We start from the raw sequence: 15,905 nt of genomic DNA, 5'->3' as shown, positions 1-15,905 counted from the left end.
CATTTGGGAACAATGACTTAGCCAAACCCAACTAGCAGCCACGGTGCCGATAAGTGCCTTGTAAGCCGGGGAGCCGTCACTTTGAGCTGATTCGGGCCCATGAAGCCCCAGGGAAAGCCAGGTAGGGCTCACGCCTGCTTTCAAGGCGGACAGCGGCCTGTGGTGTACGTGCCCCGGAACCGAATCTACGTGTAGTACCTCTCATTGACGTTACGGCGACAGGCAAGACACTTCCGATACAACCCATATCTCCCGTCGCGCTCCCGTCCCAGCAAGCCACCGCATTCGCAAACCAAGGCGCTGCGCCCTTGGTCCCAGCGCCAAAGCTTTAGAGTAGCGACAAGTGCAAGGGTGACCGACACCGCGATAGCCAACGCCGGGAGCCATCGCGCCATCGCATAGACCCCTGCAAGCACCGGACTCTCCCGGAGCATTCCCAACGGCAGCATCAGCAGCAACCCCAGTGCCAAAGCCCCAAGTGCGGGCGCATACATCCTTACCATCATCCACGTCCAACGATCCATGTAGCCGTCCCGGTGATTGTTTTATGCATCCTTGAGCAAATCGGTCGCAGGGGATGAGACTTGAACGGCGCACATTCTTTACCGCCCGTACAAGGCCGAACACCACCGTACGCTTCATACATGGCCACCATGCATTGCGGTGGCAGGCGCAAGCTCATGCACCGCCGCCCGCATGTTGCTTGTCAAGTTCAGGGCACATGGACTTTGATAGCGCTTTGTATGAGCTATACCCCAGCCTCCAGGATCTTCGAAGCGCGCTTACACGGCCAAGCCCCCCCCCCATGCAACCTCGAGGTCAATTGCGGCGTCGATCAATGAGGACTGCGGTTTACGACAATCGACATGACCATCCGAGTAGCCATCGAATCGACCATGTGTCATGTGGATCGCCATAAACACTGCATACGTGGGCGAGCAATCTGTACATCACAGTGATCGCCGGGACATTGCGCTCATAAGCGGCCTGCAGGATGCACACCAGGCTTCACCAGAAGCTCACTGAGCGCGCCGCAGGACCGGCCAGCGACACCCCTACGCAAACACCGGTGGGATTCAAGACTGGGGCTTACAGGTCCCCTCGATATCTCCGGCGCACGCTCTCTACTGAACCCCGGCTATAGCTTTCTGCGCGTCCCCGAAGGGGCGCGCATCTGGACCCGAGGTGCGAGGGCCGAAGGCCCGAGTACCGATGGGACCAGTCACGGGACATCAACGTTGGCATCCCAATAAATATCTACCTTCTCAAAGAGAAGGTAGTTGCTCTTGATTTATAGCTCTTATGGGGCTGCTGACAAGCAAGCTCGTTCGCGCGCGTAAGATCCTATTGGCGCTCGCTATGCAGCCAGTTTTCGCCGTTGCTCCTCGCGATGCTTGCGCTGGCTGTTCCGGTTCTGCTCACGCCTCCTGTCCGCACGGGGATCGCCTGAGACGCCTGCCGCGTTCAGCGCGCGTGTCACCTTCCGCTTTACGCTCGAGCACTGCACAGCGAATGGGCAGTTGTAACACGGCATATCCCGCACGTCGCTACGATTGCCGATGCACGCCGGAGCGTATCCTTCAGGCGCTTCGTTGACCTCAGCAGGCTCGGCGACCATCGCCAGCGCATCCCGGACCATGTCTTCTTCAAACATCGCCTTGGCACGCGCCTCTGTCAGCGGTCCACCAGCCCCAAGATACCGCGCCAATCGGGCGGGGCGGTCCCTTGCATGCAGCACATCGGCACTCAATGCCCGCATTGCCGCAGCATGCACGGGATCTTCTCCAGACGGCTCCATAAAGAAGCGCCGATCCCAAGCGGGCAAGAACAACCGTTCACCAGTCTCAGCCCAGGTGGGGTGTCCTCGCATCCATGCGTCGAACAACTTCCCGGAAATCAGCTGGTTTGGCAATGGTGGACGCTTCGCCTTTCGGCCCACGATCCATCGTTCCATGATGATCTCGCAGAACAGATCGTACGGCATTCCCAGTTCGTCAGCCTTCTGACGGGCCCGCCACAAGCTGGTAATAACCGACCTGTCGTTCAATGCGAGACTTGGCATACAGGGCTGCTTGCGCGGCGCTTCGGAATGGTCAAAGTGACGCGCCCAAGCAGCACGGTACGCAGCGATGTATGCCTCCGTGAACGCCTGCGTTGCCTGCACCGGGGACATGTAGCGGTTCCCGATCCAACGGGTGCGCAGCAACAATGCCTCTTTGGCAAGCAAGCATTTATCGATGTACGTGCGCTGGAAGACCAGCTCTCCCACCTGTCGCTTCACGGGATCAGCCGACTTCAGCGCGCGTTGATACGAGGCATCCCTGCTCTGCGCCTCCACCATGTTCTTCGCAGACGCCTTCTTTCGGGCCGGGTTAGGCCGTTTTGCCTTTGCCTTCCCGCCCGTCGCGCCTGACTTCTTGTTCCTAGCCATTCTCCTGCCCTCCTCGATAAAGACAGTGTTATACCGACCGGGCCGATGAAATCGCCGGTCTTCTTATGTTCACTAGCGCGCGGTGCGCCCGGACGCTTCCACTGCGGGCGCGCAATGGATGACGCGAGTCATATGAAGGAACGGCCCCCAAGCGGTTGTATGGCGCTATCGCTAAATGTGACAGCCTGAACTTCACCTGGTCCCAGGCCATCCCTAGCCATCACGCTCCTTAGTGCCGTTAGGCGCAGAGGGGCCCCTCCGCACCCAACATGGTCGCCAAGGGCCGCTACCGGCTCGGACCTCAGCGACTGACGGCGTCGAGCTCCATCACGTGCAGCTGTACTTCAGCAGAGACAAGCATTGCGGGAGTGATGCGCTTCTTGCCGCAGTGGCGCAGGTAGGTCACAGCACGCTGAACGTAGTCGCGGTAGTTGATACCGGTCATGTCAACCATCTGGCGAGCCTTCCATATCGCACGGAACATCGAGGCGTCGCATACGCGCAGGTCGAAGCGACGGTCAGTAGCCCCGATGTAGAGCTGCAGCATGTTCGCAAACTCAGTTGTGGCCTCGAATGCAGTCATCTCGCTGTAGGTGGAGGCGCGATGGATTTCGCAAGCCTTATCCGCGACCAGCTGCTCACCGCCCATGATCGCTTCAGAAATTGCGCTCTGCGCGGTGTGCAGCGCTTCCCTGCCCTCACGCTGCGCAGCGAAGAGGCGGGTGGAACGATCGATATTGTTGTGCTTGCGCATGGTAGTTGTCCTAGTTGCTAGCGACCGCGAAATTGCCGTCGCTGGAAACAAGGTTGCCAAGCAAGTAAGTGGCGGACCCATTGAATTCAACCAGTCCACCACCTTAGGATGTGGCATGAGCCAACTACCCCATCCTGAGTTCAAGGCACTATTGATACTTGCCAGCCGGCTGACTAGTGATCTTGAAGTCCACCTCAAGGAATACGACCTATCCCTCTCTGGATTCCTGGCGCTAGAGGCTATCGAGCGGGCAGAAGTTGCCAACGCCTATCCGATGACGCGCGCGAGCCTCGCTCGATTGATTGGCACCACGCCTGCATCGATGTCTGTACTTGTTGGGCGTCTGATACGCAAAGAAATGGTGTCTGAAGTACGTATTGATGCCCGGACTAAGGGACTTGGGATCAAGCCACGCGGGCAATCTAGTTTGGCCGGAGGCAAGACTGCCTGGGCGGATACCTTTAAGGGGCTCAGCGAGGTGCTTTCGCCCAGCAGCAGAGTCGGACTACTAAAGGCCGTTGATAAGCTGAACTTGACGCGTGAACACGAGCGCAAAGAGGAGCATCGAGCGGCCTACATGCGCACCCTCTCAAAGCAGTCAACCAAGAATGCAGTTGCAAAGAACCATCAACAGTCCAGAGTTGCTGAGTCCCGAAGGAGGGCTGAGCTCGAATGATCACGGCTGTATGGAGTGATCGATTCCGGTACCCCACTACGGCAGCTAGGTAACGCGACCTTCGCGAACCATCTAGGACTTCGTGCTTTGGAGGCGAATCATCCACGCACACAATTAGAACCCGTCGTTCGCCAATGCGCACCAATCGCAGCACAACGCCATCCTGACAGGGTCGCTACACCCCTGCATCGACAGCGCTCGGGCAGCCCCAGATCGGCCGACAGAGCGATCCTAGAGCGTCTGTTCTGCGTAGCTAGCCCGGTGGCTGAGACATTAGCCAGGTGACACCTCAGCTAGCATAAAAAGGCCCATTGACGTTGCCATCAGCGGGCCTGGTTGCGGCAGATCTAGTTGCTCAGCGAGGGCGAATGCCCAAGCCCAGCAGCACAGCCCCAGCGATGGTCAGTGCTTGCCCTACTGCTAGCGCATGCATGTTGGCAATGTTGCCGTAACCGCCTGCTGAGGGGTTGATCAGGAAGTAAAGCCCAATGGCGAGTGCAACTAGCCCCAATGCCACACACGCCGCTGTCGAGCCACGCTCTTCCCGGGCGTTCGCGCTCGCACGATTCGATTCAATAATTGCCTTGGGCAGGTCCGCATAGCACTTAGGACACTTCGCGGATGATCTACCCGAGGGGATGGCAGCACGGCAAGCCGGGCATTGATAAAGGTTAGTTGCTGGATCGCTGGTTTGCATGTTCTCTCCTCCATGATTGGATGCACTGGGGTTTCCGACGTCAGCCACCCGTTGGACTACCCACCTGAGCGTCCTCGACCAGATCACGCAATGCAGCGCGTTGCTCATCGTCCAGGCTGTATTCGGTATCGCAGACCCGGGCCTCGATCCTGTTGGCACCGGTGAAGGCCCCTGCTTCTGCCAAGGTCATCTTCTTGCCGAACGAAAGGATTGCGTACTCGTATCGATTGAAGGCGGGCATGTCGCTGGGAAGCGAAACAGCCCTTCCGTCCACGAGCATGTCAAAGCCTGTACCGGCGCAGCGGACGTCATAGGACATGTTGAAGGTGAGGATGGCCGAGATGGTGAAAGAGTCCGACTTCGTTACAGCGCGGTCTCCGTCTACTACGCTGTGCAGGCTCAGAGAAATGCCCCTGCTGGTCTTCGACAGCTCCGATAGCTCCACTTTGGCCTCGTAGGAGGTTCGATCCTTGAAACGGTCGTATGACCGCTGTTGTTGAGCCACTACCTCCCCGGGAACAACAGCCGTCAGCACCAACGACATGACGGCAACATGCGTAATCCGGTTCTTCATCCCAACGTCCCCGACTGAGCGCTGACGGGCCCGGCCACCCCTTGCAGCCAGTCACACCTCGCACATCGTCATATACTGATATGGTAATGACTTCTACTGATCAGGTATATGGCCCATGCTGCTGCAGGTTCACAGACCGTTACCTCCGCGTGCCCTCGCCCACTGTCATTACTGCAACGTTTTCCAAGCGGCTCTCCGAAGCTCGAGCACTGCGCGGGCTCTCCCAGCGCGCGCTGGGGGCGCTGGTGGATAAGGACCAGGACAAGAACCGGGGTGCCGTGCTGATCAACAGGTACGAGCGCGAACGAAACCAAGCCGACATGACCAAGGCTGCGGAGTTGGCCAAGGCATTGGATGTACCGGTCGCCTACCTGTTCGCTGAGGACGATGACCTAGCTGCGGCGATCTTGGCTTTCGCCAAGCTTCCCTCTGCGGAGCGCCAAAGGATGCGGGAAGAGCTCGAGCGTTTGGCTGGAAAGCAGAGGGAATAGCTCTTTCACGCCGCCAGCTTGGCAACTGCCGCCGCCAGGGTGTCCGGGGCCAGGTGGGCGTAGCGAAGAGTCATGGTGATATCTGCGTGTCCCAAGAGCTCCCGCACGGTGTTCAGGTCCACCCCTGCCCGCACCAAGCGTGATGCGAAATGATGGCGCAGATCATGGAAGCGGAACTCTTCAATGCGGGCATCGGCTATGAGTTTGCCCCACCCTTTCTTGATGTCGGTCACGTCGAAGACCTTGCCCGCACGGCGCTCGCCCGCTTGCCCAGCCCAACGCTGCAAGACTTCCATGGCTTCGGCATTCAACGGGATGTGACGCTGCCTACCGGACTTGGCGTTCTCCGCCTGGATCGTCAGCATCTTTGCTTCCCAGTTGATGTCAGCCCAGCTCATCGACAACAGCTCACCACGTCTCATACCGGTATTAATGGCTGTAAGAACCACCGGGGTCAGGTGATCGACGTACCCGTCCATCGGCAAATCAGGCAGAACCGCTTGCCGGTACTTACGTCGGGCCGCATTCGCGTTCGCCCTCCCCTCAACCCCAGCTAGATCGCGCGCTGCCAGCCCGGCCCGGAGCATCGCCTCCTCATCAGGGGAAAGGAACCGGACCACCTTGCGGCTAGCTGCTGATCGCTGACGCATGCCCATGAGGGGGTTAGTCTCGATCAGCTTCCACTCAACGGCCCGCGACAAGGCAGACCGCAGGCAAGCAAAGTCGCGCGCTGCGGTAGCCTTGGTAACGGCATCAGGACCAGTGACACGTCCGCGCCACCAGCGCTCCATTGTAGGCACGTCAATTTCGATGATCTGACGACGCAGCAGCCACGGGAACACCGATCGGATGCGGTCCGGGTACTGGCGACCACCCTTGAGCTCAGCCACGGCCCAAGGCTCGAAGTGATCGTTGAGCAGCGCTTCGAGGGTGCAGCTAGTGGGCTTGGACTTAGCAAGCGTCGGCAATCCGGACTGAACGTATTCAGCCACCGCTTGCCGGGCTTGGTCGCGGGCCTGATCAAGTGTCAGATGTTCGACCGAACCTAAAGTACGACGCTTACCGTGCGCCCAGGTCACGATCCAAGCCTTGTGCCCAGAGGGCTGCACGCGAAGAATCAGACCACGAACCTGAGCATCCCTGAGCTCATAGGGGCGATCCTTGGGTTCAGCTGTGAGCACGACGCGCTTGGTGAGGGCGGATGACATCGGGCGGAGGGTCCATAAGTGGCGATAAGACCAACTTAGGACGGGATGCGAGGCGGTGATTGGATAAGGACTATCCGTATCCGCCCAGATCTATACATGGAGCCAACCCTGCTACTCGTCCGGCAGCCTGGCTGTCAAGACCTTCTGCATGGTTCGATTTGCAGAGGTGGCGTCCTAAGCTAAACTTCGACCCACGAACGGCCTGCTGCGATCAGAGAGTGACACTCCCTACCCGGTCGACACTCTTCAAAATGGCAACTCCAAATGAGTGACTCCACTAGCTTTTCCCACATTTGCTCAAGGGCGCTCAGTAGACCGGTATTCACCGCACTTGCGAAGGGAGCCGACCCTCTTAAGATCCTCGCACCGCTGCTAGAAAAACTAGCCGAGCGCGAGGTTCGCAGTGTCGCAGGCGTACTGGAGCTGGCCTTCAGTCACCTCAGCAACCACCATAGGAATGAGTACGTCTACAAGAGTGCAGTGATTGATCGTATTGTGTTCGGGCGACACAGCCCCGCCACTTCAGCCGTTGGCATGGAGCTCCACGTCGGAAAATCTATTGTCGACATCGCGGTCTTCAACGGAACGTCGACGGCTTACGAGGTAAAAAGCGAGCTTGACTCACCTCGCCGCCTTACTTCACAGACCGCTGACTACCTCAAGGCTTTCGACAAGGTATACGTGGTCGCGCCTCGTAACAATGCACACCGATACGTGTCGTTCTGCGACCAGCGCGTGGGGATCATGGAGCTCAACGAAAGAGGATCCCTCCGCACCGTTCGCGAGGCCGCTAGCAATATCCACAATATTGACACCCGGGCTCTGTTTAGAATGCTTCGACGTGACGAATACGTTGGCGCCATTGAGAAGCACCTCGGGCAGAAGATCTCTTTACCTAATGGACTTGTCTCGCAGTACTGCGAGAAAGAATTTTGCAAACTCTCCGTCGAGGACGCTCACGCTATCCACTTGAAAGCCATGAGGGGGCGAACGACCAACAAGGAATTTGTGGGCTACTTAAGGGCTCTCCCTAACCACCTACGCGCCTTAGGCTATTCAGCGAACCTAAGTTCGACGCAGCGAAGCAAGATTCGCGAGGTACTTGACTCTCACGCGAAATTAACTTAAACATCGGGGGCCACATCACTCACTGGATGACGATGTATAGCCCTTATCTCTGCGGTCGCCGCTCTGAGCTACTTGCTCTTCGGAATCTGAAGTCAGAGAACGTAGACTTCGAAAAATTTGTCCCTGTAGTTGAACCGGTACTAGAAAACACAGGAGATCTTCTGCGATTCATCGATACTTACGGCAGGGAAGGAATTCGCGCCGTTATCATCATGAATCCACATCGGCATCAATACAAAGGCGGTACCGGAGTCGCAAGCAATTTACGCAAGGATCTGGCCGATTCGTTCGCTAAGTACACGGACCTAATTCCAGGCTTCATATGGGATGCGAAGACAAATGTTACTCAGGCTAGCGCCTTCCAGAAGATTTATTCCGACAGACAGGTCGCCTTCCTACTTGATAGCCCTGTCATTAGTGATGCGGATCTAAAGTCCATTGCACACAGCCCAGAAACAGTTTTTGTCTTCTCACTCAGCTCAAGCGTAGGCAAGAAGCAACTCGCACTCATCCCGAAGTCTAAGATTGTTTCGATCCGCGATGGATTCAAAAAGCTTCCACGGAATGCTGATTACAACGGCGTTGAGTTCTTCAGTGACCAGCACCAACTAGTCGGCAAGGACTTCGCAGGAATTGGGGATTACACCATTACCGGCAAAGCGCTGGAGATCGGGGGCGGAAAACCCGGCGCAGTGGCGATTCACGCCTCCTTCCGTCCGAACGGCAAAGATGAAGCCTGGATAGAGCACTTCGTGTCGGACGAGATCGACCGCGACGTGGGCGACGCCGCCTCCAAATTTCTCGAAGCAGCCAAGAAGCTTGTACGCGCCGCGAAAAAGAGACCTACAGAGTTTGTAACCAATACCGCGCTAGATGCGTACCGTAAACATGTCGCTGAGGACACTTTTCCGGGACTTGGGAAGAACAAGGAGTATCAGATTCGCCACCACATCGTTCAGATGCTCGCACTTCTTTGAAGTGAGACTTCCTCAGCTTGCCCTGTATCAGCGTGATCAGGGACGGCTAGACCCTAAGCTCAAGGAAGGAAGGGGCAAAACCCCTCCCTTCCCCTGAATTTATTACTCTGAGTCCTCGGAACTGAAGGCAACCACATCGCTAAAGTCGGGCTCATGATCGGTGGTGCAGTTTTCGTGCCTCGCGATAGTACTTCCCAGACAACCGGCCGGATACTCCGTAAACTCCCAGCGAACCCTGAAGCCTTCACCTTCGAAGGTCGCAGAGTACGTAAGTTCCGCACCCATTCCTCGCTCATCACCGCCATCCTGCTCAATTTCCAATTGAGACTCATCGAGTTCGATGACTTCCCCTGTGGAAATGATTCGAACATTGAACTTCATTCCATTCTCCTTGTTCAGGTTGACCAGATCATCTGACCAACGCGCCGATGATAGGGTATCGACAGACACTTCCAGCAGTGTTTGCTCAGAGAGCCACCGATGCGGTGCGCCGATGGGCGAACTTGGCAGAGTTTACCCTGCTTCAACGTAAGCGGGATTGAAGCCGATCGATCACACGGGTACTGACGTGTTGCCTGGACAAGAACGATCCGCATCCAGTTGAATGAAAGCTCAGCCAGCACTGAGCTCGGCGCGAAACCTTGGCGGATCAACAGGTTCCGATCCACCACAAACAAAAAGCCCCGACCAAAGGCCGGGGCTTTTCATTACAACTGGTGCCGGAAACAGGAGTCGAACCTGCGACCTACGCATTACGAATGCGCCGCTCTACCAACTGAGCTATTCCGGCCTAGCTGGGCATTGTAGGACTACAAGCAACATGCGGTCAATGGCCGCGCATCTACCCTCTTCATGGGCCAACAAGCCGCTACCAGCTACTGATAGTGGCTTTCACGGGTGACCCTGGAACATCGCTGGTCGAGATCAACATGAAATGACTTCAGTCCGCCTTCTGGCAGCAGAACCCTGTCATGGACGTGCTGGACCGAGAAGCCAATATCTGCGGTGCCGGAAGACTCCTCCGCAATCCGATACATCTCCCGTTTCCATCCCCTCGTCTCTTGAACGTAAGTCTCGATTGTTGTCACGCATCGTTCTAGCCCTTCCCACCCCTTCTCGCCTCGGGACTCCTCCGCTGCACAGCCGCCCGCCATCAGCAATGGAAACAGCAGCCCAACTTTCAAGGTGACTAAGCGTTTCATCTGCGCCCCTCAATGATAGGTATGAAAACGCACACCCCTCATGACTTCCAATCATCTCAGCGATGTCTCCACCCGGTTCGCACACACCCGCCCCTCGGCGAAATCCCGCAGGTTCCCCAGCGTGATTGCCGAGATCTCCTGCAGCGCCTCTACGGTGAAGAACCCCTGGTGGCCGGTCACCAGCACGTTGGGGAAGGTCATCAGGCGCTGGAAGGCCTCATCATCGATGATCTCGCCGGACAGGTCCTGGAAGAACAGCGCGCTTTCCTGCTCGTAGACGTCGATGGCCAGATGACCCAGCCGCCGCGACTTCAGCGCGCGGATCACCGCATGGGTATCGACCAGCGCGCCGCGCGAGGTGTTGACCAGCATCGCGCCGGTCTTCATCCGCGCCAGCGAGGCGTCGTTGATCAGGTGTTGGGTATCGGGCGTCAGCGGGCAATGCAGCGACACGATGTCGGCGCGCGCCAGCAGTTCATCCAGCCCAACCATGTCGCCCACGCCGGCGAAGGCCGGCGATGGATACGGGTCATGCCCCAGCACGGTGCAGCCCATGCCGTGGAAGATGCGCGCGGTGGCCAGGCCGATCTTGCCGGTGCCGACGATGCCGACCGTGCGCCCATGCAGAGTGCGGCCGAGCAGGCCATCGAGCATGAAGTTGCCCTCGCGCACGCGATTGTAGGCGCGATGGGTCTGCCGGTTGAGCGTCATCACCAGCGCCAGCGCGTGCTCGGCCACGGCTTCGGGGGAATAGGCCGGCACCCGTGCGACGAACAGGTCCAGCGCTTTCGCGGCTGCCAGGTCCACATTGTTGAAGCCGGCGCAGCGCAGCAGTACGGCGCGCACGCCCAACGCATGCAGCGCGTGCAGAACCGGCGCGTCGAGACGGTCGTTGACGAACACGCAGACGGCGGCGCAGTCCTGCGCAAGCGCGGCGGTATGCACGTCCAGCGCGGCATCGAAGTACACGAACGCAAAGCCCTGCCCGGCCGTATCGCGCTGATTGGCCTCGTCCAGGAAGCGACGGTCGTAGGGGCGGGCACTGAAGACGGCGATCTGCATGGACGGGCCTGGCTGGAATTCCCTGCCGACCATACCGCAGCACCTGCCCTGATGGGATGGCCCCGGCGATACGGATATCGCCGGGGCCGAGTACCGCTTAGAACCGATAGCCCAGGCCCAGCATCACGCCGTTCTGGATCTGCCCGTCCCGGCGCTCACCCACGTAGTCGGCCATGATCGACAGGCGCTCGCTGGCGCGGCTGGTCACGCCGACGTTCCAAGCCAGCACCTGCTCGCCCACGGCCTGGCTGCTGGCACCGAACAGCAGGTCCGGAGCTGCGGCGAAGCCGGTGCTGTAGCGGGCCTGGGTGTCACCCAGTTCCTTCTGCCAGACCACGCGGGCACGCGGGGTGATGCGCTCAGCGTTGTTGCCTTCGAAGGTCTTGAACAGCTGCAGGCCGGCACCCACACGAATGCTCTCCAGGCTGCCGCTGCGGCCCACCAGCGCACCGGCGCCCTGCCCTTCATTGAAACGGGTGGCCGAGGTCCGTGCGTAGTCCACCACCGGCAGCAGCGGCTGGATCACCAGACCCTTTCCAGTGGTGAAGGAGAACGCATGCTCCACCCGTGCCGAGATGGCATCGTTGCTGTACTTCGCGCGCAGAGGCTGCTGCAGCCCATCAATGCCGCCGACACTGCGGCGGGTGTCATGCCGCAGGTCGGTGTAGCGCACGGCCGCCGACAGGTAGCCCCGCGAATAGGTCGCATCCAGGTAGCCGCCCACATCCAGCGCGCGTACGTCGCCACTGAAGCCGGAGCCGTCGCTGGCCTTGGTCGACATGTCGGCGGCGGCCACGCTCACGCCGAGGGTCACGCGGTCATCGGCCACGCGGGTATCGGCACCGATCACGATGCCGCCGACAGTGTGGCTCAGGCCGGCCACGCCGCCGTCGGCATCGATGCGGCCATGGCTGGCGAAACCGCGTGCCCACAGGCCATGGCTGCGCCCCGCCACCCGGCTGTCGCCAGCAGCCTCGCCCGCCGGCTCGACCAGATGCATGGCCAGCTGGTTGAACAGGCTGCCATGGCGCATGCCCGGCTGCGCTGAGACCGACTGCGCCGCCTGCGAGGCCAGGCCATCGGCATCGCCGCCACTGCGCATCGCCGACTGGTGCTGCTGCACCACGTTGCCGATGCTGCCGATCAGTGCATTGTCGGCCAGGCGCAGGCTGGCATGCGCATCACCGCGCAGGGCGCCAGCCTGCTGTGCGATCACATCGCGGTCGCTGAACTGCAGCGCGCCGAGCAACGACTTCAGGCCGCTGTCCTGGCGGTCCGCTGCAGCGGCCAGCGCGCGCCCCAGGCCGTCGCCGGAGGTGCCGTTGGCGAACAGGCCCAGCTGATCGAAGCCCGGGTTGGCGGTCAGCCACAGGCCGTCGGCGGTCTGGTTGACGTTGAAGCTGAGCAGCGAATTGTGGCGCGGGCGGAACACTTCACCGGCCGTGATGCTGGCGCTGTAGCCGGCATCGCCCAGCCGCACGGCATCCTGGAAGCCCCCCTGGTAGATCGGTCCTTCCACCAGGTCGCGACGGTAGGTGCCGGCATAGAAGCCCTGGGCCACGTTCAGCGCCAGATGTGCGCCCTGCGCGATCACCAGCGCACCCTCCTCGGAGCCGCCATCGTAGAAGCTGCCGACGCGCAGGCGGCCACTGCCGGTACCACCGGTTTCGGTAACATCGAACAGCACCTGCCCGCCGGGCATGATGTTGACGTAGCCGTGGGTCACCAGATCGCCACCACGCGGCATCAACGTGCCGAACACGCGCAGGCGGTTGAAGCCGTCTTCGCGGTAGGACGGGCCGGTGCCATCCAGCAGCGCATCGCTGTCGGTGCCGACCGATGCGATATCACCATGGCCGACCACGATGCTGCCCGGCATCACGCGCAGCTCGGGGGTGCGCAGCGCACCACCCTCCAGTGCGATGGTGCCGTTGTCCACCAGAATGAAATCGGCGCCAGTGGTTTCGGCGGTGCGCCAGGTAGCGCCATTGCTGACACGGATCACGCCCGCCGAACTGGCCAGGGTTGAGGCATCCAGATCGGCCAGCCGCAGCTGGCCGCGCAGTTCATTCTGGACGTCGGGATCGGCGAGCAGCTGCTGCAACGACTGCGCGCCGATACCGTTCGCCCCCCGCGTGGAGACGTTGTACAGGCTCACCGCATCGTTGATGTAGGTGCTGGCCCAGTCGGTGTTCCAGCGCGCGAAATCGTCGTCGACGAAGGCCTGCAGCTGGCGCGCGGTGCGCAGGTAGCCCGGGTTGATGTCGCCGCTGACGTTGCTGGTGACACGGAGGGTGTCGCCCGGATCGCGATAGCCTGCCGTGTTGATGATGTTGTTGCCGCGGATGTCCTGGCCCGGGAACGACTCCAGCTTGCTGCCGCTGCCATCCGGATCGAAGGTGACCGACGTACCCGTGGTGCGCGCCGGGTCGCGGAATACTAGCAGGCCATTGGGTTGAACCACTTCATACATCGCCTTGTGCAACAGGCCCGCATCCATCCCGCCGCCGTAGTTGCCTGTGTAGATCTGGGTCATGCGCGCTGACGGCGCATAGGTGATCTTGCCGCCACTGCTGGCGGCGTGGATCTGCACCGAGTCGACCAGTGGCAGATCGCCGCCGAGGTAACGGTTGACGCCACCGGACTGCATGATCGAGCAGGACGAGATGCAGTGGCCGGACACGATGGTGTCCAGGCCCTGGGTGCGGATCACCGCCTGCAGCCACTCGCCGGCGATCAGCGCGCCACCATTGGATGTGCGCAGCACGACTTCGCGGATCGGACGGCCTTCAGCCTGTGCCTTGGCCAGCAGCGCGGGCAGCGCCACCACGTCAGCAACGGTGACGCCGCCGCTGAGGAAGACGCGATCGTCCCGCACGTGATAATTCATTGCCATGACGTCATCAACCGCCGCCATGGCGGTGACGCCCATCAGTCCGGCCAGGGCCAGGCTCAACTTCGAATGTTTCATGCGTTCTCTCTCCACCCGCAACACACGGGTCAGGAGTTCAACGTCCGGGCGGCGCAAACTCCCCCAGCGCACCAGCCTCCGAAACATGAATGCATTCACAATGAAATCAGGGGCCATGCACACTCTTCCCCATCCGGTCATCGTCGCGTAAAACTCGAAGACGCACCCGCCACCGACGCCCGAGGCCAGCCCTGTCCACCCCCTCTCCTCTGATCCATCGCGCGCCGGACCTGTCCGTGCCGACGGACGCGTTCATTGCGTTCGTACGGGAAGAACGCGCGCCGTTGTGCGCTTTCCTGCGCACGCGCGGCGTTGGGCCGGAGGATGCCGAGGACATCGCGCAGGACTGCATGGAGCGGCTGATCCGCTATCGCGCGCACAGTGCCGACGAGCTGCGGTTGCTGCTGTATCGTATCGCCCGCAACCGCCTGGCAGACCGTGGCCGCTCGTCGCAGTCGCGGCCACACCTGTCCCTTGCCGAACACGATGGCGGCGACGAGCCCTCCAGCACGTCGCCCGATCCATTGCGCCAGGCCGAGTCCGGGCAGATGCTGTCCCTGCTGCGGCAGGCCCTGTTCAAGCTGCCCGAGCGCGCGCGCGAGGTGTACCTGCTCAACCGGATCACCGGCATGAGCTATACGCAGATCGCGCGGCACTGTGGAATCACCGCCAAGACCGTGGAAAAACATATCGCCCGCGCCCTGCAGGGCCTGCGCCAGGAACTCGGATCGGATCCGCTGCACAACGACAGGGACAACGGATGAGTCACGCCAGCCCCAGGGAAGACACCCTGCTGTTTGAACGCGCCAGCGCCTGGGTGGCGCGGCTGGAGGCTCCGGACTGCACGCCGGGCGAGCGAGAGAGGTTCGAGGACTGGCTGGCCGAGGACCCGGCCCATGTCAGCGCCTGGATCCAGGCCGAGACCCTGTTCCAGCGGGGCGAAGAACTGGCCGCTGACCCGTGGCTGCGCACCGCCGCAGCACGTGCGGCACGGCCGGCACAGCGTCGCTGGCTGCCGGCAGTGGCCGCCGCCGCAGGCGTCTGCCTGGCCATCGGAATCGGCTGGATGGTCGCCATCGACGGCAACCCCACGCCGCTGCGCTATGCCAACGATTCCCACCTGCCCCGGCAGCAGACGCTGGCCGATGGCAGCGTGGCCACGCTGGATGCGGGCACCACGCTGCATGCCCGATTCGGTTGGCGCCATCGCAACCTGGTGCTGGAACGGGGCCGCGTGCAGCTGCAGGTCGCACCGTCGAGCAAGGCGCTGCAGCTGCGCGCCGGCGACAGCACCATCCGCGACATCGGCACCACCTTCCAGGTGGAGCGCCTGAACGACGGCCTGGTCGAAGTCGCACTGCTGGAAGGTGCGGTGGAAGTCAGCAATGGGGGGACGCAGCACACCCTGGCACCCGGCCAGCAGCTGCAGGTGCTGCCATCGGGCCGCTTCCAGCCCGGCCCGGCGCTGTCGTCCAATGCCGCTGCCGAAGGCTGGCTGCAGGGACAGCTGGTGTTCGATGCCACGCCGCTGTCGATCGTGGTCGAGCGCATGAACCGCTACGGTCGCACGCCGCTGGTGATCGCCGATCCCGAGATCGCCAGCCTGGCCGTGAGTGGCACCTTCCGTGCCGGCGATGCGCAGGAACTGCTGTCGGCGCTGGAACTGGGCTGGTCGGTAGCTGGCCAGACGCGACCGGATGGCGCGCTGGAACTGCGCCGCACGTACTGAGGAGG

The 15,905-nt window shown here is 60.9% G+C and carries 15 protein-coding genes and 1 tRNA gene; 6 read left to right on the top strand and 10 right to left on the bottom strand.

All coding sequences use genetic code 11. The features are described 5' to 3' along the window. Window positions 1-1,357: 1,357 nt before the first annotated feature. A complete protein-coding gene (locus ACSYHF_RS05850) occupies window positions 1,358-2,431 on the bottom strand; it encodes a hypothetical protein (RefSeq protein ID WP_447576164.1) in 1,074 nt (357 codons plus the stop codon). A gap of 301 nt (window positions 2,432-2,732) precedes the next feature. Further along, entirely contained in the window at window positions 2,733-3,185 is a 453-nt protein-coding gene (locus ACSYHF_RS05845) for a hypothetical protein (protein ID WP_237827117.1), read from the bottom strand. Window positions 3,186-3,300: 115 nt separating this feature from the next. Between ACSYHF_RS05845 and ACSYHF_RS05840 the strand changes: the two genes are divergently transcribed. Continuing rightward, window positions 3,301-3,861 (top strand): MarR family winged helix-turn-helix transcriptional regulator, encoded by a 561-nt coding sequence (locus ACSYHF_RS05840; RefSeq protein ID WP_285319287.1) that lies wholly within the window; start codon window positions 3,301-3,303, stop codon window positions 3,859-3,861. Window positions 3,862-4,216: 355 nt separating this feature from the next. Here the strand turns inward: ACSYHF_RS05840 and ACSYHF_RS05835 are convergent, their stop codons facing one another. Both ACSYHF_RS05835 and ACSYHF_RS05830 read right to left on the bottom strand, forming a co-directional pair. Then, complete coding sequence (locus tag ACSYHF_RS05835; protein WP_139042353.1) at window positions 4,217-4,558, bottom strand: hypothetical protein; 342 nt, start codon at window positions 4,556-4,558, stop codon at window positions 4,217-4,219. A 40-nt stretch (window positions 4,559-4,598) separates the two neighbouring features. Next, complete coding sequence (locus tag ACSYHF_RS05830; RefSeq protein ID WP_447576163.1) at window positions 4,599-5,132, bottom strand: hypothetical protein; 534 nt, start codon at window positions 5,130-5,132, stop codon at window positions 4,599-4,601. Window positions 5,133-5,281: 149 nt separating this feature from the next. Between ACSYHF_RS05830 and ACSYHF_RS05825 the strand changes: the two genes are divergently transcribed. Continuing rightward, on the top strand, window positions 5,282-5,623 hold the full coding sequence (locus ACSYHF_RS05825; protein ID WP_149500817.1) for a helix-turn-helix domain-containing protein: 342 nt from the start codon (window positions 5,282-5,284) through the stop codon (window positions 5,621-5,623). 5 nt (window positions 5,624-5,628) lie between these two features. Here the strand turns inward: ACSYHF_RS05825 and ACSYHF_RS05820 are convergent, their stop codons facing one another. Continuing rightward, window positions 5,629-6,831 (bottom strand): tyrosine-type recombinase/integrase, encoded by a 1,203-nt coding sequence (locus ACSYHF_RS05820; protein WP_447576162.1) that lies wholly within the window; start codon window positions 6,829-6,831, stop codon window positions 5,629-5,631. A 264-nt stretch (window positions 6,832-7,095) separates the two neighbouring features. Between ACSYHF_RS05820 and ACSYHF_RS05815 the strand changes: the two genes are divergently transcribed. Together ACSYHF_RS05815 and ACSYHF_RS05810 are read left to right on the top strand one after the other, a co-directional pair. Beyond that, the gene (locus ACSYHF_RS05815) at window positions 7,096-7,959 is read left to right on the top strand and encodes a sce7726 family protein (protein WP_149500815.1); all 864 of its coding nucleotides are present in this window, start codon (window positions 7,096-7,098) and stop codon (window positions 7,957-7,959) included. A 32-nt stretch (window positions 7,960-7,991) separates the two neighbouring features. After that, window positions 7,992-8,936 carry a sce7725 family protein gene (locus ACSYHF_RS05810; RefSeq protein ID WP_447576161.1) on the top strand — a complete coding sequence of 315 codons (945 nt, stop codon included), beginning with the start codon at window positions 7,992-7,994 and terminating at the stop codon, window positions 8,934-8,936. Window positions 8,937-9,038: 102 nt separating this feature from the next. Here the strand turns inward: ACSYHF_RS05810 and ACSYHF_RS05805 are convergent, their stop codons facing one another. The 5 genes from ACSYHF_RS05805 to ACSYHF_RS05785 all read right to left on the bottom strand — a co-directional run bounded on the left by ACSYHF_RS05805 (window position 9,039) and on the right by ACSYHF_RS05785 (window position 14,171). Next, window positions 9,039-9,317: a hypothetical protein gene (locus ACSYHF_RS05805; RefSeq protein WP_447576160.1), complete on the bottom strand. Its 279-nt coding sequence runs from the start codon at window positions 9,315-9,317 to the stop codon at window positions 9,039-9,041. Between the two features lie 333 nt (window positions 9,318-9,650). Continuing rightward, window positions 9,651-9,726, bottom strand: a tRNA-Thr gene (locus ACSYHF_RS05800). A gap of 85 nt (window positions 9,727-9,811) precedes the next feature. Then, complete coding sequence (locus ACSYHF_RS05795; protein WP_329915485.1) at window positions 9,812-10,138, bottom strand: hypothetical protein; 327 nt, start codon at window positions 10,136-10,138, stop codon at window positions 9,812-9,814. Window positions 10,139-10,189: 51 nt separating this feature from the next. Then, on the bottom strand, window positions 10,190-11,200 hold the full coding sequence (locus tag ACSYHF_RS05790) for a 2-hydroxyacid dehydrogenase (RefSeq protein ID WP_111129589.1): 1,011 nt from the start codon (window positions 11,198-11,200) through the stop codon (window positions 10,190-10,192). 97 nt (window positions 11,201-11,297) lie between these two features. Further along, window positions 11,298-14,171: an autotransporter domain-containing protein gene (locus ACSYHF_RS05785; RefSeq protein WP_197598478.1), complete on the bottom strand. Its 2,874-nt coding sequence runs from the start codon at window positions 14,169-14,171 to the stop codon at window positions 11,298-11,300. A 236-nt stretch (window positions 14,172-14,407) separates the two neighbouring features. Between ACSYHF_RS05785 and ACSYHF_RS05780 the strand changes: the two genes are divergently transcribed. After that, on the top strand, window positions 14,408-14,935 hold the full coding sequence (locus ACSYHF_RS05780) for an RNA polymerase sigma factor (protein ID WP_080352916.1): 528 nt from the start codon (window positions 14,408-14,410) through the stop codon (window positions 14,933-14,935). Next, on the top strand, window positions 14,932-15,900 hold the full coding sequence (locus ACSYHF_RS05775) for a FecR family protein (protein ID WP_065185981.1): 969 nt from the start codon (window positions 14,932-14,934) through the stop codon (window positions 15,898-15,900). Before ACSYHF_RS05780 ends, ACSYHF_RS05775 begins: the two co-directional genes overlap by 4 nt. Window positions 15,901-15,905: the final 5 nt, after the last annotated feature.

Source organism: Stenotrophomonas maltophilia group sp. P373 (assembly GCF_053295075.1).
Note: the sequence above shows the minus strand (reverse complement) of the source record. Positions and strands in the feature narration are given on the sequence as shown.

Bases quoted from the DNA above. Each gene is read 5' to 3' on its own strand.
- ACSYHF_RS05840 (WP_285319287.1), top strand. From the start codon at position 3,301: ATGAGCCAACTACCCCATCCTGAGTTCAAGGCACTATTGATACTTGCC.
- ACSYHF_RS05785 (WP_197598478.1), bottom strand. From the start codon at position 14,171: ATGAAACATTCGAAGTTGAGCCTGGCCCTGGCCGGACTGATGGGCGTC.
- ACSYHF_RS05845 (WP_237827117.1), bottom strand. From the start codon at position 3,185: ATGCGCAAGCACAACAATATCGATCGTTCCACCCGCCTCTTCGCTGCG.
- ACSYHF_RS05815 (WP_149500815.1), top strand. From the start codon at position 7,096: ATGAGTGACTCCACTAGCTTTTCCCACATTTGCTCAAGGGCGCTCAGT.
- ACSYHF_RS05835 (WP_139042353.1), bottom strand. From the start codon at position 4,558: ATGCAAACCAGCGATCCAGCAACTAACCTTTATCAATGCCCGGCTTGC.
- ACSYHF_RS05805 (WP_447576160.1), bottom strand. From the start codon at position 9,317: ATGAAGTTCAATGTTCGAATCATTTCCACAGGGGAAGTCATCGAACTC.
- ACSYHF_RS05830 (WP_447576163.1), bottom strand. From the start codon at position 5,132: ATGAAGAACCGGATTACGCATGTTGCCGTCATGTCGTTGGTGCTGACG.
- ACSYHF_RS05795 (WP_329915485.1), bottom strand. From the start codon at position 10,138: ATGAAACGCTTAGTCACCTTGAAAGTTGGGCTGCTGTTTCCATTGCTG.
- ACSYHF_RS05775 (WP_065185981.1), top strand. From the start codon at position 14,932: ATGAGTCACGCCAGCCCCAGGGAAGACACCCTGCTGTTTGAACGCGCC.
- ACSYHF_RS05820 (WP_447576162.1), bottom strand. From the start codon at position 6,831: ATGTCATCCGCCCTCACCAAGCGCGTCGTGCTCACAGCTGAACCCAAG.
- ACSYHF_RS05790 (WP_111129589.1), bottom strand. From the start codon at position 11,200: ATGCAGATCGCCGTCTTCAGTGCCCGCCCCTACGACCGTCGCTTCCTG.
- ACSYHF_RS05850 (WP_447576164.1), bottom strand. From the start codon at position 2,431: ATGGCTAGGAACAAGAAGTCAGGCGCGACGGGCGGGAAGGCAAAGGCA.
- ACSYHF_RS05810 (WP_447576161.1), top strand. From the start codon at position 7,992: ATGTATAGCCCTTATCTCTGCGGTCGCCGCTCTGAGCTACTTGCTCTT.